This is a genomic window from Streptomyces sp. LX-29 (genome assembly GCF_029541745.1).
In the GTDB taxonomy this organism is placed as follows: Bacteria; Actinomycetota; Actinomycetes; order Streptomycetales; family Streptomycetaceae; genus Streptomyces.
The window spans coordinates 2,980,873-2,995,080 of sequence record NZ_CP089746.1; the positions used below are offsets into that span (position 1 = coordinate 2,980,873).

A 14,208-nucleotide genomic window follows, 5' to 3' on the forward strand; every position below is an offset into this window, starting at 1 on the left:
GGGAGACGACGCCGGAACCATCGCCCGGGGAACAGCAGTCGCACGGACCGCCGTTCGGATTGATCCCCCGAAGATCCCCCCGAGATCCCCCCGAGATCCCCCCGAGCGTCCCCGGCTTGAGCGACGCTCGCACGCCGCCGCATCGCACCCAGGTCACGCGGCCGCCGACCTAGAGTGCCTCGAAGGACGCGGCCCGGCTCAACGTGGTGTGGAAGCGCTGCCAGTTGGTGGCCACAGCCTCGTCTCCCGCGGTGACGGTGAAGTCCTCCGGTGAGACGAACGGAAGCCGGTCCCGGGTCTCCGCGTCGATCGCCTCCCAGGCGATCCGGTCCTGCTCAGCCGGCAGTGACCGAGCCGCATATGTGGCACTGCCAGTTTCCGTTGTTGAGTCGGTGGCCATCCGTCGAGCCGCAGCTTCCGCACATATCGTGTCTCCTTCAGCGATTGCACACACCCCTCATGTCAACTCGCGACCGGTCACCCTCTGTTCCACATCTACGCCGCGGAGATGTGCCGCGGTCGAAATTCGGTCCGGTATCGGTCGCGTGGCGGCCGGACGACGGCATGAGGAGAGGTCGCGCGGCGGCGGAGGAAGGGGGCGCGCGGCGGTACGGCGAGGGCTCGCGCGGCGGTCGAGCGCCCCTCGGCGAACGGGCCTCCGAGCGCTCGGCCACGAGCCCCGGGCGATCGGCCACGTTCAGCGGGCGCTCCCTTCAGCGGCGGTCACATGGACAGAGCGGGCGATCGGATGGGCGCGGGCGCCGGCCGGGAGTAGGCCGGGATGAATCGAGATCACTCGGGATCAGTCGGGGTCAGTCGGGTGCGCGCAGTCGGATGACCGTGACCGCCGCGTGCCGCGGGGTGGTGTCGGCCCGGACCTCCACGGTCAGCTCGGGCGGGACGGGACGGTAGGCGACCTCCGCGCCGACCATGTCGTGCGCGATCGCCTCGGGCACTTCGGGCGCCTCGAACTCTGGCGCCGCGGCTCCGTCGGTCGCGGCCTCCGCGTCCCTGTCGGCCTCGGCTCCCTCGGCCGCCGCTCCGTCCCGCGCGTCCCGCTGCAACCGGCGCAGCGGCTCGGCCAGTCGGGCGCGCAGCGCCGCGTCCAGCGGCGTGGAGACGACCGGGGTGTCGTCGCCGGGGAGGGCGAGCGCGAGCGCGCGGGGGCGGTAACGCGGCCCCACCACGCCGACCACCACCGCGTCCCGGGTGTCGGAGTGGCGGAGCTTGAGCCAGTACCGACCCGCGCGGTACGGCTGCGCCAGGCCCTTGACGACCAGTCCCTCGACGCCCACCGCGCGGAGGCTCTCGTACCACTCCGCGGCCTCCCCGCGGTCGGTGGTCATCGGCACGGGCTGGATCGGCGGGCCGTGTGGCTCCAGGAGCGCCACCAGGGCGGCACGCCGCTCGTCGTACGGGCGCGGCCGCAGGTCCCGTCCCTCTGCCGCCAGCAGGTCGAACGCGGCATAGGAGGCGGGGCGGCGGCGGGCCAGCCGGGCGGCGCGGGCGGGCGGCGCGGCTGCGCGCTGCTGCACGGCGGCGAAGTCGGTGCGGCCTTCGGTCCAGACGACGACCTCGCCGTCGAGCACCACCCCGGCGGGGAGCCGAAGCGCCGCCGTGACGAGGTCGGGGAAGGCGCGGGTGATGATGCGCCCGGACCGCGCCTGCAACAGCACCTCCTCCTCGGTCCGGAAGATCAGCACGCGGTGGCCGTCGAACTTCGGTTCGTAGGCCAGCCGCCGGCCGGCTGCCGGCGCCGGGAAGGTCTGGATGGGGCGCGCCAGCGCCACCCGCACCGGCGGGGTCACGGCCGGGGCGGCGATCACGGGGCCGGCACCGCGCCCGCGCGGCGGGCGTCCAGCAGCGGGTCCAGCAGGTCCCCATGGAGCTCCAGGCGCCCGGCCATGTCGTCGATGGTGAACTCCAACCGCTCCGGGCGCCGACAGCCGGCCACCTCCTCCCAGGTGACCGGTGCGGAGACGGTGGGCCGCGCGCGGGCCCGCGCGGTGTACGGGGCGGCGGTGGTCTTCGCCGCGGCGTTCTGGCTGAAGTCGACGAAGACCTTCCCCGGCCGCAGCGAGCGCTTCATCTGGTACAGGGCCAGGCCGGGCAGCGCCTGCGACGCCTCGATCGCCAGCCGTTTGGCATAGGCGCTGACCTCCCGCGACGGCGTCGGTCGCAGCGGCGCCAGCAGGTGCAGCCCCTTGGAGCCGCTGGTCTTGGCGCAGGCGTCCAGACCGTCGGCGGCCAGCCGCTCGCGCAGCCACACGGCCACGGCGCAGCAGTCCACGATGGTCGCCGGCGGACCGGGGTCCAGATCGAAGACGAGCCGGTCCGCGAGGGCGTGTCCGTCGTCGATCCGCCACATGGGGACGTGGAGCTCGACCACCAGGTTGGCCGCCCACATCAGGGTGGGCAGGTCCTGGATGAGCACCTGTCGCGCGGTCTCGCCCTGGGAGCGGGGGACCTCGGCGGTGCGCACCCAGTCGGGGATGCCCGGGGGCGGGTTCTTGGTGAAGAACAGTTGGCCGTCCGGCCCGTCGGGGTAGCGCAGGAACGCCACCGGGCGACCGTGCACATGGGGGAGAAGCACCTCGGCGGTCGCCGCGATGTAGTGCAGCAGCTCGCCCTTGGTGGTGCCGCTGGCCGGATAGATGACCTTGTCGAGATTGCGCAGGACGACCCGTCGCCCCTCCACCTCTGTGATCGGCGACATACGATGAGAATCTCATAAAAGGGACCTGAAGGATCTGAAGGGACCATCTATGCGATCCATCTGGAATGGGGCCATTTCCTTCGGCCTGGTCAGCATCCCGATCAAGATGTACCCGGCCACGGAGGACCACGCGGTCTCCTTCCGGCAGATCCACACCACCGACAACGGCCGAATCCGCTACCGAAAGGTGTGCGAGCTGGAGGACGAGACCGTCGACTCGGCGGAGATCGGCAAGGCGTATGAGGACGCCGATGGCAGCCTGATCCCGATCACCGACGACGACCTCGCCGCACTGCCGCTGCCCACCACCCATTCCCTGGAGATCGAGGCGTTCGTCCCGGCGAGCCAGATCGACCCGCTCCAGATGGGTGACGCCTACTACCTCGGCGCACACGGGACCACGTCGGCCAAGCCCTATGTCCTGCTGCGCGAGGCGCTCAAGCGCAGCGAGAAGGTCGCCATCACCAAGTACGTCCACCGGGGGCGGGAGCGGCTGGGCATGCTGCGCGTGGTGGGCGACACCATCGCCATGCACCGGCTGCTGTGGCCGGACGAGATCCGGGACGCCACCGGCCTGGCCCCGCAGGCGAAGGTGACGGTGAAGGACGCCGAGCTCGATCTCGCCGACACGCTGATGGACACCCTCGGCGAGGTGGACATGGACTCGCTGCACGACCAGTACCACGAGGCGTTGGAGGAGCTCGTCGCGGCGAAGGTCGCGGGGGCAACCCCGGCGGCCGAGCTCGGCGAGGCGCCGGTCCCCACCGGCAAGGTGGTCGACCTCATGGCGGCCCTCCAGGACAGCGTCCGCTCGGCCCGGAAGGCCCGGGGCGAGGAGGGCGTGGAGGCGGCGGGCGAGACCGAGGCGACGGTCACCCCGCTGCGCGGCCGCGGCCGCAAGGAGGCCGCCGCGGAGAAGAAGCCCGCCGCGACCAAGAAGGCGGCGTCCATGGCGAAGAAGGCCACCGGCGGCCGCGCCGCCGGCTCCGCCGCGAAGAAGCGCGCGGCCTCGGGTGGCACGGCCACGGGGGGCGCGAAGAAGACGGCCGCCGCCAAGAAGACCACGGCTCGGCGCAAGCCGAAGGCGGCGTCCTAGACCACCGCGCCCGGGCGAATCGGGTGACGGCCCCCCGCGCGCACCCCCGGGGGACGGCCGGTCAGGAGAAGTCAGCCGCATGGTCGGCGGCCCACTGAGCGAAGGTGCGCCCCGGCCGGCCCGTGATGCGCTCGGTCTCCGGGGAGATCTCGGCCGGGCGGCCGACGGACGCGGCGAACATGGTGAGCAGCGAGTCCGCGATCTCCGCCGACACATGCCCGCCGGTCATCGCCTCGCGGGCGGCCTCCCGACTGAGCTCCTCATAGCGCAGCGGACGCCCGATGGCCTCGCCGATGATGCGGACCTGCTCGGCCTGGGTGATCGACTGGGGCCCGCTGAGGACCGGCGCTCGGCCGACGAGGTCGTCGGTGAGCAGGGCGCGGGCGGCGACCGCCGCGATGTCGGCCTCGTGGATGGGGGCGAGCTGGGCCTCGGCGTACGGACCGCGCACCACGTCCCCGGCGCGGATCTGGCCCGCCCACTGCCCGGCGTTGGAGGCGAAGGCCCCGGGTCGCAGATGTGTCCACTCCACGCCGGTGGCCTCGATCGCGACCTCCAGCGCGCGATGGTGGTCGCCGATCGGGTTTCCCGACCCCGCCTCGGCCACCGCCGCGGAGGAGAGGGTCACGATGCGCCGCACGCCGTGCCAGGCGGCCTGACGGAGGAACTCCTCCGGGCCGCTCCCCCACAGCACAGCGGGGTTGAGGAAGACGGCCGTGACGCCGTCGAGCGGCAGGTCGCCGAGGCGCGCCACCCGCACCCCGGCGGGCATCCGCGCCGCCTCGGGATCGCGGGTCAGCGCGCAGACCTTCGCCCCCGCCTCGACCAGCTCGTCCACCACATACCGGCCGACGTTTCCGGTAGCCCCGGTCACCACGATCACGACGTCACTCCTCGTCTTGCCGCTGCTTCGTCTTGTCACGCTCTCGAGCTCCAGGTTCAACCATCCGGTTGAACTTGTCAACCAGCCATATGGATAAAGCTGTGGGCGCCGGGCTAGTCTGAACCCGTGAGCGAGATGCCCGAGACGCCCAAGCGCCCCCGCCGCGCCCCAGCCCCCGACGCCCGGAAGCTCGACGCCGAGCGCTCCCGGCGGCTGCTGCTGGAGGCCGCCAAGGACGAGTTCGCCTCGAAGGGGTTCGCGGGCGCCCGGGTGCAGGACATCGCCGATCGGGCCGGCCTCAACAAGCAGCTGATCAACTACTACTTCGGCGGCAAGGAGGGGCTCTACGTCGAGCTGGGCCGCCAGTGGCTGGCACACGAGGCGACCTTCAACGAGTCCTCCGCCCCCCTGGACGACCTCGTCGTGCGCTACCTCGACGAAGCGTTCGCCGATCCACGCGGCACCCGGCTCCTCATCTGGCGGGCGCTCACCGACGAGGCGTGGAGCGACGGCCCCGAGGACCGCGAGGACCTGTCCGACCTGCGGCGCCGGCAGGCGGCGGGCGAGCTCGCCGAGGAGTTCGAGCCCGAGGCCGTGATGCTGATGTGCTACGCCCTGGTCGCGGCCCCCGTCGCGATGCGGCACGCGGTGGGCCGCATCTACGGCCTCGACCCCGACTCCCAGGAGTTCCGGGAGCGCTACGCCGACCAGCTACGCCGCGTCATCCGCCGCATGGCCGGACCGGGCCCCGGCCCGGCCGCGCCTCCCGGCCCGGCGGAGTCCGACCCGGCCACGGAGCCCGCACGCCACGCCCCCGGCCGCGCCCGTGGGTGACGCGCGGCGCCCCGGGGGCGACCCCGCCCCGTCCGGCCCCCGCCACCTCGGGCGAACGCCGGACGCGCTGTCGTACCCCCCTCATAGAATTGCCCGCGTGACTTCCCGCGATCTCGACCCCGTTTCCGAGGCCGTTCCCGAGACCAGCGACGCCGCCCTGCGCGTGCTGCGCCGCGTCTTCGGCTACGACTCGTTCCGAGGCGATCAGCAGGAGATCATCGAGCAGGTGATAGCCGGCGGGGACGCCCTGGTCTTGATGCCGACCGGTGGCGGCAAGTCGCTCTGCTACCAGATCCCCGCCTTGGTGCGCGGCGGCGTCGGCGTCGTCATCTCCCCGCTCATCGCGCTCATGCAGGACCAGGTGGACGCGCTGCGGGCGCTCGGCGTGCGGGCGGGCTTCCTCAACTCCACCCAGGACCTGGACGAGCGACGGCTGGTCGAGGCCGAGTTCCTCGCCGGCGAGCTGGACCTGCTCTATCTGGCGCCGGAGCGGCTGCGCGTCGAGTCCACCCTGGCGCTCCTGGACCGGGGCACCATCGCGCTGTTCGCGATCGACGAGGCGCACTGCGTGGCCCAGTGGGGCCACGACTTCCGGCCGGACTACCTGGCGCTGTCCGCGCTGCACGAGCGCTGGCCGACCGTGCCCCGGATCGCGCTGACCGCGACCGCCACCGAGGCCACCCACACCGAGATCGCCTCCCGGCTCCAGCTTCAGGACGCGCGCCACTTCGTGGCCAGCTTCGACCGGCCGAACATCCAGTACCGCATCACGCCCAAGCAGGAGCCCAAGCGGCAGCTGCTGGAGCTGCTGCGCACCGAGCACCCCGGCGACGCCGGGATCGTCTACTGCCTCTCCCGCGCGTCGGTGGAGAAGACCGCCGCCTGGCTGGTGGAGCACGGCGTGGAGGCGCTCCCGTACCACGCCGGGCTGGACGCGGCCACGCGCGCCGAGCACCAGGCCCGCTTCCTGCGCGAGGACGGCCTGGTGATGGTCGCCACGATCGCCTTCGGCATGGGCATCGACAAGCCCGATGTGCGTTTCGTCGCCCATCTCGACCTCCCCAAGTCGGTGGAGGGCTACTACCAGGAGACCGGCCGCGCGGGGCGCGACGGACTGCCGTCCACCGCCTGGCTGGCGTACGGGCTCCAGGACGTGGTGCAGCAGCGCAAGATGATCGACACCTCCGAGGGGGACGAGGCCCACCGGCGCCGTCTCGCCTCGCACCTGGACGCCATGCTCGCGCTGTGCGAGACGGTGGAGTGTCGCCGCGTCCAACTGCTGGGCTACTTCGGCGAGAAGAGCGAGGCCTGCGGCAACTGCGACACCTGCCTCACCCCGCCCGAGTCCTGGGACGGCACGGTCCCCGCGCAGAAGCTGTTGTCGACCGTGGTCCGGCTCAAGCGGGAGCGGAACCAGAAGTTCGGCGCGGGCCAGATCATCGACATCCTGCTCGGCAAGAAGACCGCCAAGGTCATCCAGTTCGACCATGACGCGCTGAGCGTGTTCGGCATCGGCACCGAGCTGCGCGAGGGCGAGTGGCGCGGCGTCGTGCGCCAGCTGCTGGCGGCCGGCCTGCTCGCCGTGGAGGGTGACTACGGCACGCTGGTGCTCACCGACGCCAGTGCCGAGGTGCTGCGCGGCCGGCGCCAGGTGCCGATGCGGCGCGAGCCGGAGAAGGCCGCCCGCGCGGGGCGCGACCGGGCCGACAAGGCGACCAAGGGCCGCAAGGCCGCCCCCGTGGACCTGCCCGAGGAGGCGCTGCCGGTCTTCGAGCAGCTGCGCGCGTGGCGCGCGGCCACGGCCAAGGAGCAGGGCGTTCCCGCGTACGTCATCTTCCACGACGCGACGCTGCGCGAGATCGCCATCGCAGGGCCCTCCTCGCTGGCCGAACTGGGCACGGTGAGCGGCGTCGGCGAGAGCAAGCTGACCAAGTACGGGCAGGCGATATTGGACCTGCTGGGGGAGCTCGGCTAGCTGTATTGCCCTGTGAGGTTGGGGACGCGGCTGGCGGGTGGTTGGCCTTTCAGCGCGGTGTGTCCGCGGTGGTGATTGTAGGTGTGTAGCCATTCGCCGAAGGCCGCGCGTCGTTCCCGCTCTGAGCGGTAAGTGCGGGCGTAGGCCCACTCCTCCAACAGGGTGCGGTTGAAGCGTTCGACCTTGCCGTTGGTCTGCGGCCGGTAGGGCCGGGTGCGCTTGTGGACGATCCCAGCCGTGGCCAGGGCAGCGCGCCAGTGGTGAGAGCGGTAGCAGGAGCCGTTGTCGGTCAGCACCCGCTCGACGGTGATCCCGGCCTGGGCGAAGAAGGCGTGGGCCCGCTGCCAGAAACTGGTGGCGGTCTCTTTCTTCTCGTCCGAGTGGATCTCGCTGTAGGCCAGGCGGGAGTGGTCGTCGACGGCTGTGTGCAGGTAGCTGTAGCCGAGGTTGGGGCGGCCGTGACGGGTGCGGGGCCGTGCGGGGTCGCGGTGTGCGGAGCTGTTGCGACCGCCCTGGGCTCTGCCGTGGACCTTGTGTCCGCCGCCGTCGGGGATGTTGCCCAGCTTCTTGATGTCGACGTGGACCAGTTCTCCAGGCCGGTCGCGCTCGTAGCGCCGCACCACGCGGCCCGTGGCCCGGTCCAGGTGGGCCAGGCGGGCCAGGTGATAGCGGGTGAGGACGCGGTGGACGGTGGAGGGCACCAGGTGCAGGAAGTGCGCGATGCGGGCCGGTCCCCACCGGCGCAGCAAACGGACCTTGATGATCCGTCGCTCGGTGCGGGTGGGAGTGCGGCGGGGGCTGTGGTGGGGCCGGCTGGAGCGGTCCGCCAGGCCGGCTTCGCCCAGTCGGCGGTAGCGGTCGGCCCACCGCTGGGCTGTGGTCGGCGAGACCTGGAAGCGCTCGGCGGCCCGTCGAAGCGGCCAGCCGTCCTCGACCACACAGCGGGCAAGACGCAGGCGTCCGGTCTCGGTCAGGGGTGCATTACGGTGGGGCACGAGGGCCTTTCGGTCGGTGTAGACGTCGCAATCCACACCGAACCCGGAAGGCCCTCACCCATTCAAGATCCCTCAGCCGAGACCTGGGTCACCTGTCCACAACCTCCCCGGACAGAACAGCTAGCCCACCCCGGGCGCGCCGGGGCCCTCGGCCGGCGGCTCGCCTCGGCCGCCGGCCTTCCCCTGGCGGGCCGACCGCCTCCCCGGACCGCCGAGTCCCCCAAGCCACCGGCTCCGTTCGGCCACCGACGTGGGCCACCGACTCCTTTCGACGGCCGACGTGGGCCACCGGCTCTTCCAGCCCACCGACTCCCTTAGGCCGTCGGCTGCTCCGCGACCTCAATCCCCGGACAGCCTCCCGGCCCCCGAGCCGACCCTCGGGCTCCTTCCGCACCACGAGCCCGATCCCCGAGCCCCGACCCCTCGGACGACTTCCGTCCCGACCTTCCCCGTAACGGCTTCGGCTTCACTCCTTCCTCCTTGGCGGCGGCGGCCCTACACTTCGCCGCGCTTCATGGACATGACCATCGCGACCGTTCCATCGGGCATCAGGGGGCTTCATGGCCATCACCGTAAGCAATCACGAATCGACCGAGGGCGACGACTCCAGGAGTCGGCGGAGCTTTCTCGCGACGGCAGGAGCGGCAGGGGTGGTCGCGACCGCCGCCCAGGTCCCGCTCTCCGCGCCCCGGGCTACGGCCGCCACACCCCGCGCGGGCCGCTCCCCGCGTACGGTGGCAATCTTCGGGGCCGGCACCGCCGGGCTGACCGCGGCCCATGAACTGGCCGAGCGCGGCTACCGGGTCACCGTCTACGAGCGCAAGAACGCTCTCGGCGGCAAGGCGCGCAGCATGGATGTGCCCGGCACCGGGCGCGGCGGGCGCCGCCCGCTCCCCGGCGAGCACGGCTTCCGGTTCTTCCCCGGCTTCTACCTGAACCTCCCCGAGACGCTGAGCCGCATCCCCTTCCCCGGGAACCGCGACGGCTGCAAGGACAACCTCGTCGACGCGACCGAGGAGCTCTTCGCGCGCTCGGGCGGCCGCCCGGACCTGCGGTTCTCCTTCCGTTCCGTGGAGGCTCCGCCCTCCCGGCTCACCCCCGACGCCCTGCTCCAGATGCTCACCGGACTGCTGGACACCGCGCTCCGGCTGCCCGCCTCCGAGGTCGTCTACTTCGCCCAGCGGCTGCTCGTCTACCTGACCAGCGGTGAGCGGCGTCGCGTCGAGCAGTGGGAGCGGACCCGCTGGTGGGAGTACATCAGGGCCGAGCGGATGTCGGCGGACTACCAACGACTGCTGGCCATCGGGCTGACCCGCAACATCGTGGCCACCAAGGCGGAGGAGGCCAGCACCCACACGGTGGCGCACGTCCTCGAGGCGTTCCTCTTCTCCTTCCTCGGCCGCGGCAACGACGGCGAGCCCGACCGGGTGCTCAACGCACCGACCAACGAGGCGTGGATCGACCCCTGGCTGCGCTACCTGCGCGCGCACGGCGTGCGCTTCGAGACCGGCTCGCCCCTGCGCGAACTGCGCTACGAGAGCGGGCAGATCACCGGCGCGATCGTCGAGGACGCCGCGACCGGCGCCCGCCGCGCGGTCACCGCCGACTACTACGTGAGCGCCCTGCCGGTGGAGCACGCCCGCGGGACCTGGGGGCCGCGACTACGCGCCGCGGACCCGCAGTTGGGCCGCTGCGACGCACTGCAGACGGACTGGATGACCGGCGTCCAGTTCTATCTGCGCGAGCGCACCCCGATCGTGCACGGGCACGTCAACTACCTGGACTCCCCCTGGGCGATCACCTCCATCAGCCAGGCGCAGATGTGGCCCGGTCGCGACTTCGCCGCCGACTACGGCGACGGCACGGCGGCCGACTGCTTCTCGACCATCGTCTCGGAGTGGGACCAGCCCGGAATCCTGTACGGGAAGACGGCCAAGCAGTGCACCAAGGAGGAGATCGTCAAGGAGGTCTGGGCGCAGATCAAGGCCGCGCTGAACGACAGCGGCCGCACGGTGCTGCGCGACGACCTGGTCCACTCGTGGTTCATGGACCCGGCGGTGGAGGGCCTCGGTGGGCCGCGCCCGACCAATGACGAGCAGTTGCTGGTCCACCCGGCGGGCACCCTGCACAACCGCCCCACCGCGCACACCGCCGTCCCCAACCTCTTCCTCGCCGGCGACTACGTGGTCAACGACATGGACCTGGCCACCATGGAGGGCGCCAACCAGACGGGCCGCGCGGCAGCCAACGCGCTGCTGAAGACCGACGGGTCCAGCGCCGCGCCCTGCACCCTCCAGACCCTGTTCCAGCCCCCGGAGCTGGCCGGACTCAAGCGGCATGACGAGACCCGCTTCCGCCTGGGGCTGCCGAACGCCTTCGACCTCGGCTGAGCGCCCACAGGCAAAGCACCGGCAAAGCACCGGAGGCGCCCGAAAAACCCGTGCCACACCAGGCAACCCATCCTCATGTGTCCCCATCTATCAGGGCGAAGTTCGGTTAAACGTGCTGACACGGGAGGAACCACCATGAAGCGCACGCACCGTCTGGCCGTCGCCGCCACCCTCGCCGCCGCCCTCCTCACCGGTGGTGCCGCCACCGCGATGGCGGCCACCGCCCCGGCCAAGCCGGCCCCGGTCAAGACCGCCCCGGCCAAGCCGCAGGCCAAGACGACGATCACCGCCAAGTCGTCGGTGGACATCGTGCGCGCCTGGCAGGAGTTCCGGGTGACCGGCAAGACCACCGGCATCAAGGCGGGCAGCAAGGTCTCCCTCCAGCAGAAGCAGCGCGGCAAGTGGGTCACCCTGCCGGCGAGCACCGTGGTCAACAAGAGCGGTGCCTACAGCCTGCGCGTCAAGCTCGGCGCCAAGGGCAAGAACGAGCTGCGCATGGCGAGCGGCTCCACCCACTCCGCCGCCTTCACCGTGGCGGTGCGCTGACCGCGCTCGGCACGCCCCGCACCCCGTCCCCCGCCGGCCGGGCTCGACCACCGTCGAGCTCGGCCGGCGTCATGACCCGCAGGAACGGCACGACGGAGACGGCCACCAGGGCGGCGAAGACGAGGAACGCCGCCCGCGCGCCGAGCCCCTGCGCCAGCAGCCCCACCACCCCCGCGCCCACCGGCATGGCCCCCCAGCTGAACAGGCGCCCCACCGCGTTGCAGCGGCCGAGCATGGCGTCGGGGACGATCCGCTGGCTGATCGTCCGGGCGTTGACCGACCAGAGGGTGCCGCCCAGGCCGCCCGCGAAGGCCGCCGCCGCGACGGCCCACAGTTCGGTGCTCACGGCGGGCACGGCCATCATCGCGAAGGTACCCACCAGGTCGGCGAACATCACCCGACGACGACCGAAGAACCGGTTGATGTGAGTGACGGCGACCGCCCCCACCAGCCCACCCACCCCGAGCGCGCTGAGCAGCATGCCGTACTCGTGCGAGCTCAGCGCCATGGTCTCGGTGGCGTGGAGCGGCATCAGCGCCAGCCAGGCGCCCCAACAGGCACACAGCGCGGTGAGGATGAGCGACATCGTGCGCAGCAGCCGCTGCCGCCACAGATAGCGCAGCCCCTCGACGATCTGACGATGCACGGTCGCGGTCCCGGTCACGGCCACAGACCCGGCCACAGTCCCGGTCGCTGCCACACTCCCGGTCGCGGTCCCCGTCGCGGCCGCAGACCCGGTCGCGGTCCCCGTCGCAGCCACGGTCCCAGCCGCGGTCCCAGCCGCGGTCCCAGCCGCGGTCCCAGCCGCGGTCCCAGCCGCGGTCCCAGCCGCGGTCCCAGCCGCGGTCCCAGCCGCGGTCTCAGCCGCGGTCACGGTCCCGGTCATGACCTCGGCTCCGCCGCCGGCCCCCGCCCCCGACTCGACCGCGCCGCGCGCCGCGCGGAAACGGCCGGTGAGCAGCAGCAGGACGAGCGAGGCAGCGAGGTAGGCCACCCAGGTCGCACCGAGCGCGACCCCCGCGCCCGCGGCCAGCAGGAGTCCGCCGACGAACGGGCCGCAGAACTCGTTGCAGACCGTCTCGGCTCCCGCCAGCCATGCGTTGGCCCGCTCCCGCCCGTCCTCCGGCACCAGGGCGGGGACCAGCGCGGCGGCCGCGGTGAGCGCGACGACCTCGGCGACACCGAGCACGACCGCCGCCCCGCACAGCATCCAGATGCCCGGCCGCCCGGTCGCCGCGGCATGGAGCAGCACCCCGATCGCCGACAGCCGCATGCCGTCGGCCAGCCACAGCAGCCGCCTCCGGTCGAATCGGTCGACGAGCACGCCGACATGGAGCGCGACCAGCAGCCAGGGCAGCGTCAACGCCAGTGAGACGGCCGTCACCTGGGCCGGCGAGCCGGAGGCACGGGCGGCCAGCAGCGGCAGGGCGATCTTGGTGACGCCGTCCGCGAGGTTGGTGACCGCGGTGAAGAGCAGCAGTACGGCGGCGTTGCGGCGGGCGGACGCCTGCGGCGGGCGCGGCGCGTGGTCACTCATCGAGCGTCGGTTCCCCTCGTCCGTCGATAACCGTCTATCGACTTTTGCCGGTTACAGCGCGCAGAGGTGAGTCTGACACGGCACCCCACGCCGGCGCTACCGGTAAAACGAATGACTGGTTAGCGAAGGCGCTAGGCTGGGGCCGAGGAGGTGGCCATGCTGGAGGCCCCGGCCTCGGCCCTGCTGGTCGAGGCGTTCGCCAACACGGTCGATGTGGAAGAGGGGACCGACGACCTCTCCACGCCCGCACAGCTCGCCGACTGGCTGTGGGAGCGCGGGCTCACCGATCGCCACCGCCGGGTCGGCGCCGACGACCACGAGCTGTGCCTGCGGCTGCGCGCCGGGATCCGCGAGGAGCTCGGCACCCATGTCGGGGACGGCGCGGACGCGGCCGTCCTGGCGGCGGCCGACGCCGCGCTGCGCGAGCTTCCCGTCCTGGTGACGGTGGGCGGCGGCGCCTCCGCGCCCGCCCCCCATCTGCCGCCGGCGCGACAGGCCCTGGCCCGACTCGCCATCGCCTGGGCCGAGCTGATCGCCACCGGCGAGGCCCATCGCCTCAAGCGCTGCGCCGAGCACAGCTGCGCCTGGGCGTTCTGGGACGTGTCCAAAAATCGCAGCCGCCGCTGGTGTTCCATGCGGGTGTGCGGTAACCGCACCAAGGCTCGCAAGCACGCGGCCAAGCAGGCCGCTGCCGCCGGCGCCGACACCCCGACGGCGTCCACGCGGGCCGCGACCACGGAGGTACGCCCTTAGCGGCGGCCCACGGGCAGGGCCTCCCTGCCCCGTCCGGCGGTGTAGGCCGCCGGGTCCGCCGTACGCGCCCACTCGCGACCGCGCACGTCGGCACCGCATGGACACCCACCCGACGGCATCCGCGCGACGTCCCGCCCGCACGCGCCCAGGTCGCCGGCCCGCTCGTCCCCGCCCCCGTAGCCGCGGCCACGCCCCATAGCCGCGAGCACGCCCGGAGCCGCGGTCCCGTCCCGTAGCGGCGGACCACGCCCGCAGCCACGACCCCCCTCCGCTCGCTCGCGCGGGGAGCGTCCTCGCGCGTCGCGCGGATACGCGCCGCCGCGCGGGACGCCGCCACCCACCGGGCGCCACCGTCCACGCGAAGGCCCCTCACCCCGTCCCGGGGTGGCCGACAGCGCCGACCCCACGCCGGTCGGGCGCCGCGGGCACGGCCACGGCCGCCGCGACACGCCCGCACAACGCGACCGCGCGGCCGCGATGACG

At 72.7% G+C, this 14,208-nt stretch carries 12 protein-coding genes; 6 read left to right on the plus strand and 6 right to left on the minus strand.

The features are described 5' to 3' along the window. Window positions 1-169 precede the first annotated feature (169 nt). The 3 genes from LRS74_RS12715 to ligD all read right to left on the minus strand — a co-directional run bounded on the left by LRS74_RS12715 (window position 170) and on the right by ligD (window position 2,716). Window positions 170-400 (minus strand): hypothetical protein, encoded by a 231-nt coding sequence (locus LRS74_RS12715; protein ID WP_277741114.1) that lies wholly within the window; start codon window positions 398-400, stop codon window positions 170-172. 412 nt (window positions 401-812) lie between these two features. Further along, window positions 813-1,784 (minus strand): ATP-dependent DNA ligase, encoded by a 972-nt coding sequence (locus LRS74_RS12720; RefSeq protein WP_277744733.1) that lies wholly within the window; start codon window positions 1,782-1,784, stop codon window positions 813-815. A 38-nt stretch (window positions 1,785-1,822) separates the two neighbouring features. Beyond that, the gene (gene ligD / locus LRS74_RS12725; RefSeq protein ID WP_277741115.1) at window positions 1,823-2,716 is read right to left on the minus strand and encodes a non-homologous end-joining DNA ligase; all 894 of its coding nucleotides are present in this window, start codon (window positions 2,714-2,716) and stop codon (window positions 1,823-1,825) included. Window positions 2,717-2,765: 49 nt separating this feature from the next. On the opposite strand from ligD, the gene LRS74_RS12730 reads away from it, so the two are divergent. Next, window positions 2,766-3,812, plus strand: a complete 1,047-nt coding sequence (locus LRS74_RS12730; protein ID WP_277741116.1) for a Ku protein — start codon at window positions 2,766-2,768, stop codon at window positions 3,810-3,812. Window positions 3,813-3,873: 61 nt separating this feature from the next. Here LRS74_RS12730 and LRS74_RS12735 read toward each other — a convergent pair whose 3' ends face one another. Then, window positions 3,874-4,695: an NAD(P)H-binding protein gene (locus LRS74_RS12735; protein WP_277741117.1), complete on the minus strand. Its 822-nt coding sequence runs from the start codon at window positions 4,693-4,695 to the stop codon at window positions 3,874-3,876. A gap of 135 nt (window positions 4,696-4,830) precedes the next feature. Between LRS74_RS12735 and LRS74_RS12740 the strand changes: the two genes are divergently transcribed. Next, window positions 4,831-5,529, plus strand: coding sequence for a TetR family transcriptional regulator (locus tag LRS74_RS12740; RefSeq protein WP_277744734.1), 699 nt, complete (start codon window positions 4,831-4,833; stop codon window positions 5,527-5,529). 97 nt (window positions 5,530-5,626) lie between these two features. After that, window positions 5,627-7,504: a DNA helicase RecQ gene (recQ, locus tag LRS74_RS12745; RefSeq protein ID WP_277741118.1), complete on the plus strand. Its 1,878-nt coding sequence runs from the start codon at window positions 5,627-5,629 to the stop codon at window positions 7,502-7,504. Here recQ and LRS74_RS12750 read toward each other — a convergent pair. Further along, window positions 7,501-8,499 carry an IS481 family transposase gene (locus LRS74_RS12750; RefSeq protein ID WP_277741119.1) on the minus strand — a complete coding sequence of 333 codons (999 nt, stop codon included), beginning with the start codon at window positions 8,497-8,499 and terminating at the stop codon, window positions 7,501-7,503. The genes recQ and LRS74_RS12750 overlap by 4 nt on opposite strands. A 560-nt stretch (window positions 8,500-9,059) precedes the next feature. On the opposite strand from LRS74_RS12750, the gene LRS74_RS12755 reads away from it, so the two are divergent. Both LRS74_RS12755 and LRS74_RS12760 read left to right on the plus strand, forming a co-directional pair. Next, window positions 9,060-10,889, plus strand: a complete 1,830-nt coding sequence (locus LRS74_RS12755; RefSeq protein ID WP_277741120.1) for an FAD-dependent oxidoreductase — start codon at window positions 9,060-9,062, stop codon at window positions 10,887-10,889. 135 nt (window positions 10,890-11,024) lie between these two features. Further along, window positions 11,025-11,435 carry a hypothetical protein gene (locus LRS74_RS12760; RefSeq protein WP_277741121.1) on the plus strand — a complete coding sequence of 137 codons (411 nt, stop codon included), beginning with the start codon at window positions 11,025-11,027 and terminating at the stop codon, window positions 11,433-11,435. On the opposite strand, the gene LRS74_RS12765 is transcribed toward LRS74_RS12760, so the two are convergent. Beyond that, window positions 11,416-12,972, minus strand: a complete 1,557-nt coding sequence (locus LRS74_RS12765; protein WP_277741122.1) for an MFS transporter — start codon at window positions 12,970-12,972, stop codon at window positions 11,416-11,418. The two genes, LRS74_RS12760 and LRS74_RS12765, sit on opposite strands and share 20 nt — an antisense overlap. A gap of 156 nt (window positions 12,973-13,128) precedes the next feature. On the opposite strand from LRS74_RS12765, the gene LRS74_RS12770 reads away from it, so the two are divergent. After that, a complete protein-coding gene (locus LRS74_RS12770; protein WP_277741123.1) occupies window positions 13,129-13,725 on the plus strand; it encodes a CGNR zinc finger domain-containing protein in 597 nt (198 codons plus the stop codon). Window positions 13,726-14,208 lie beyond the last annotated feature (483 nt).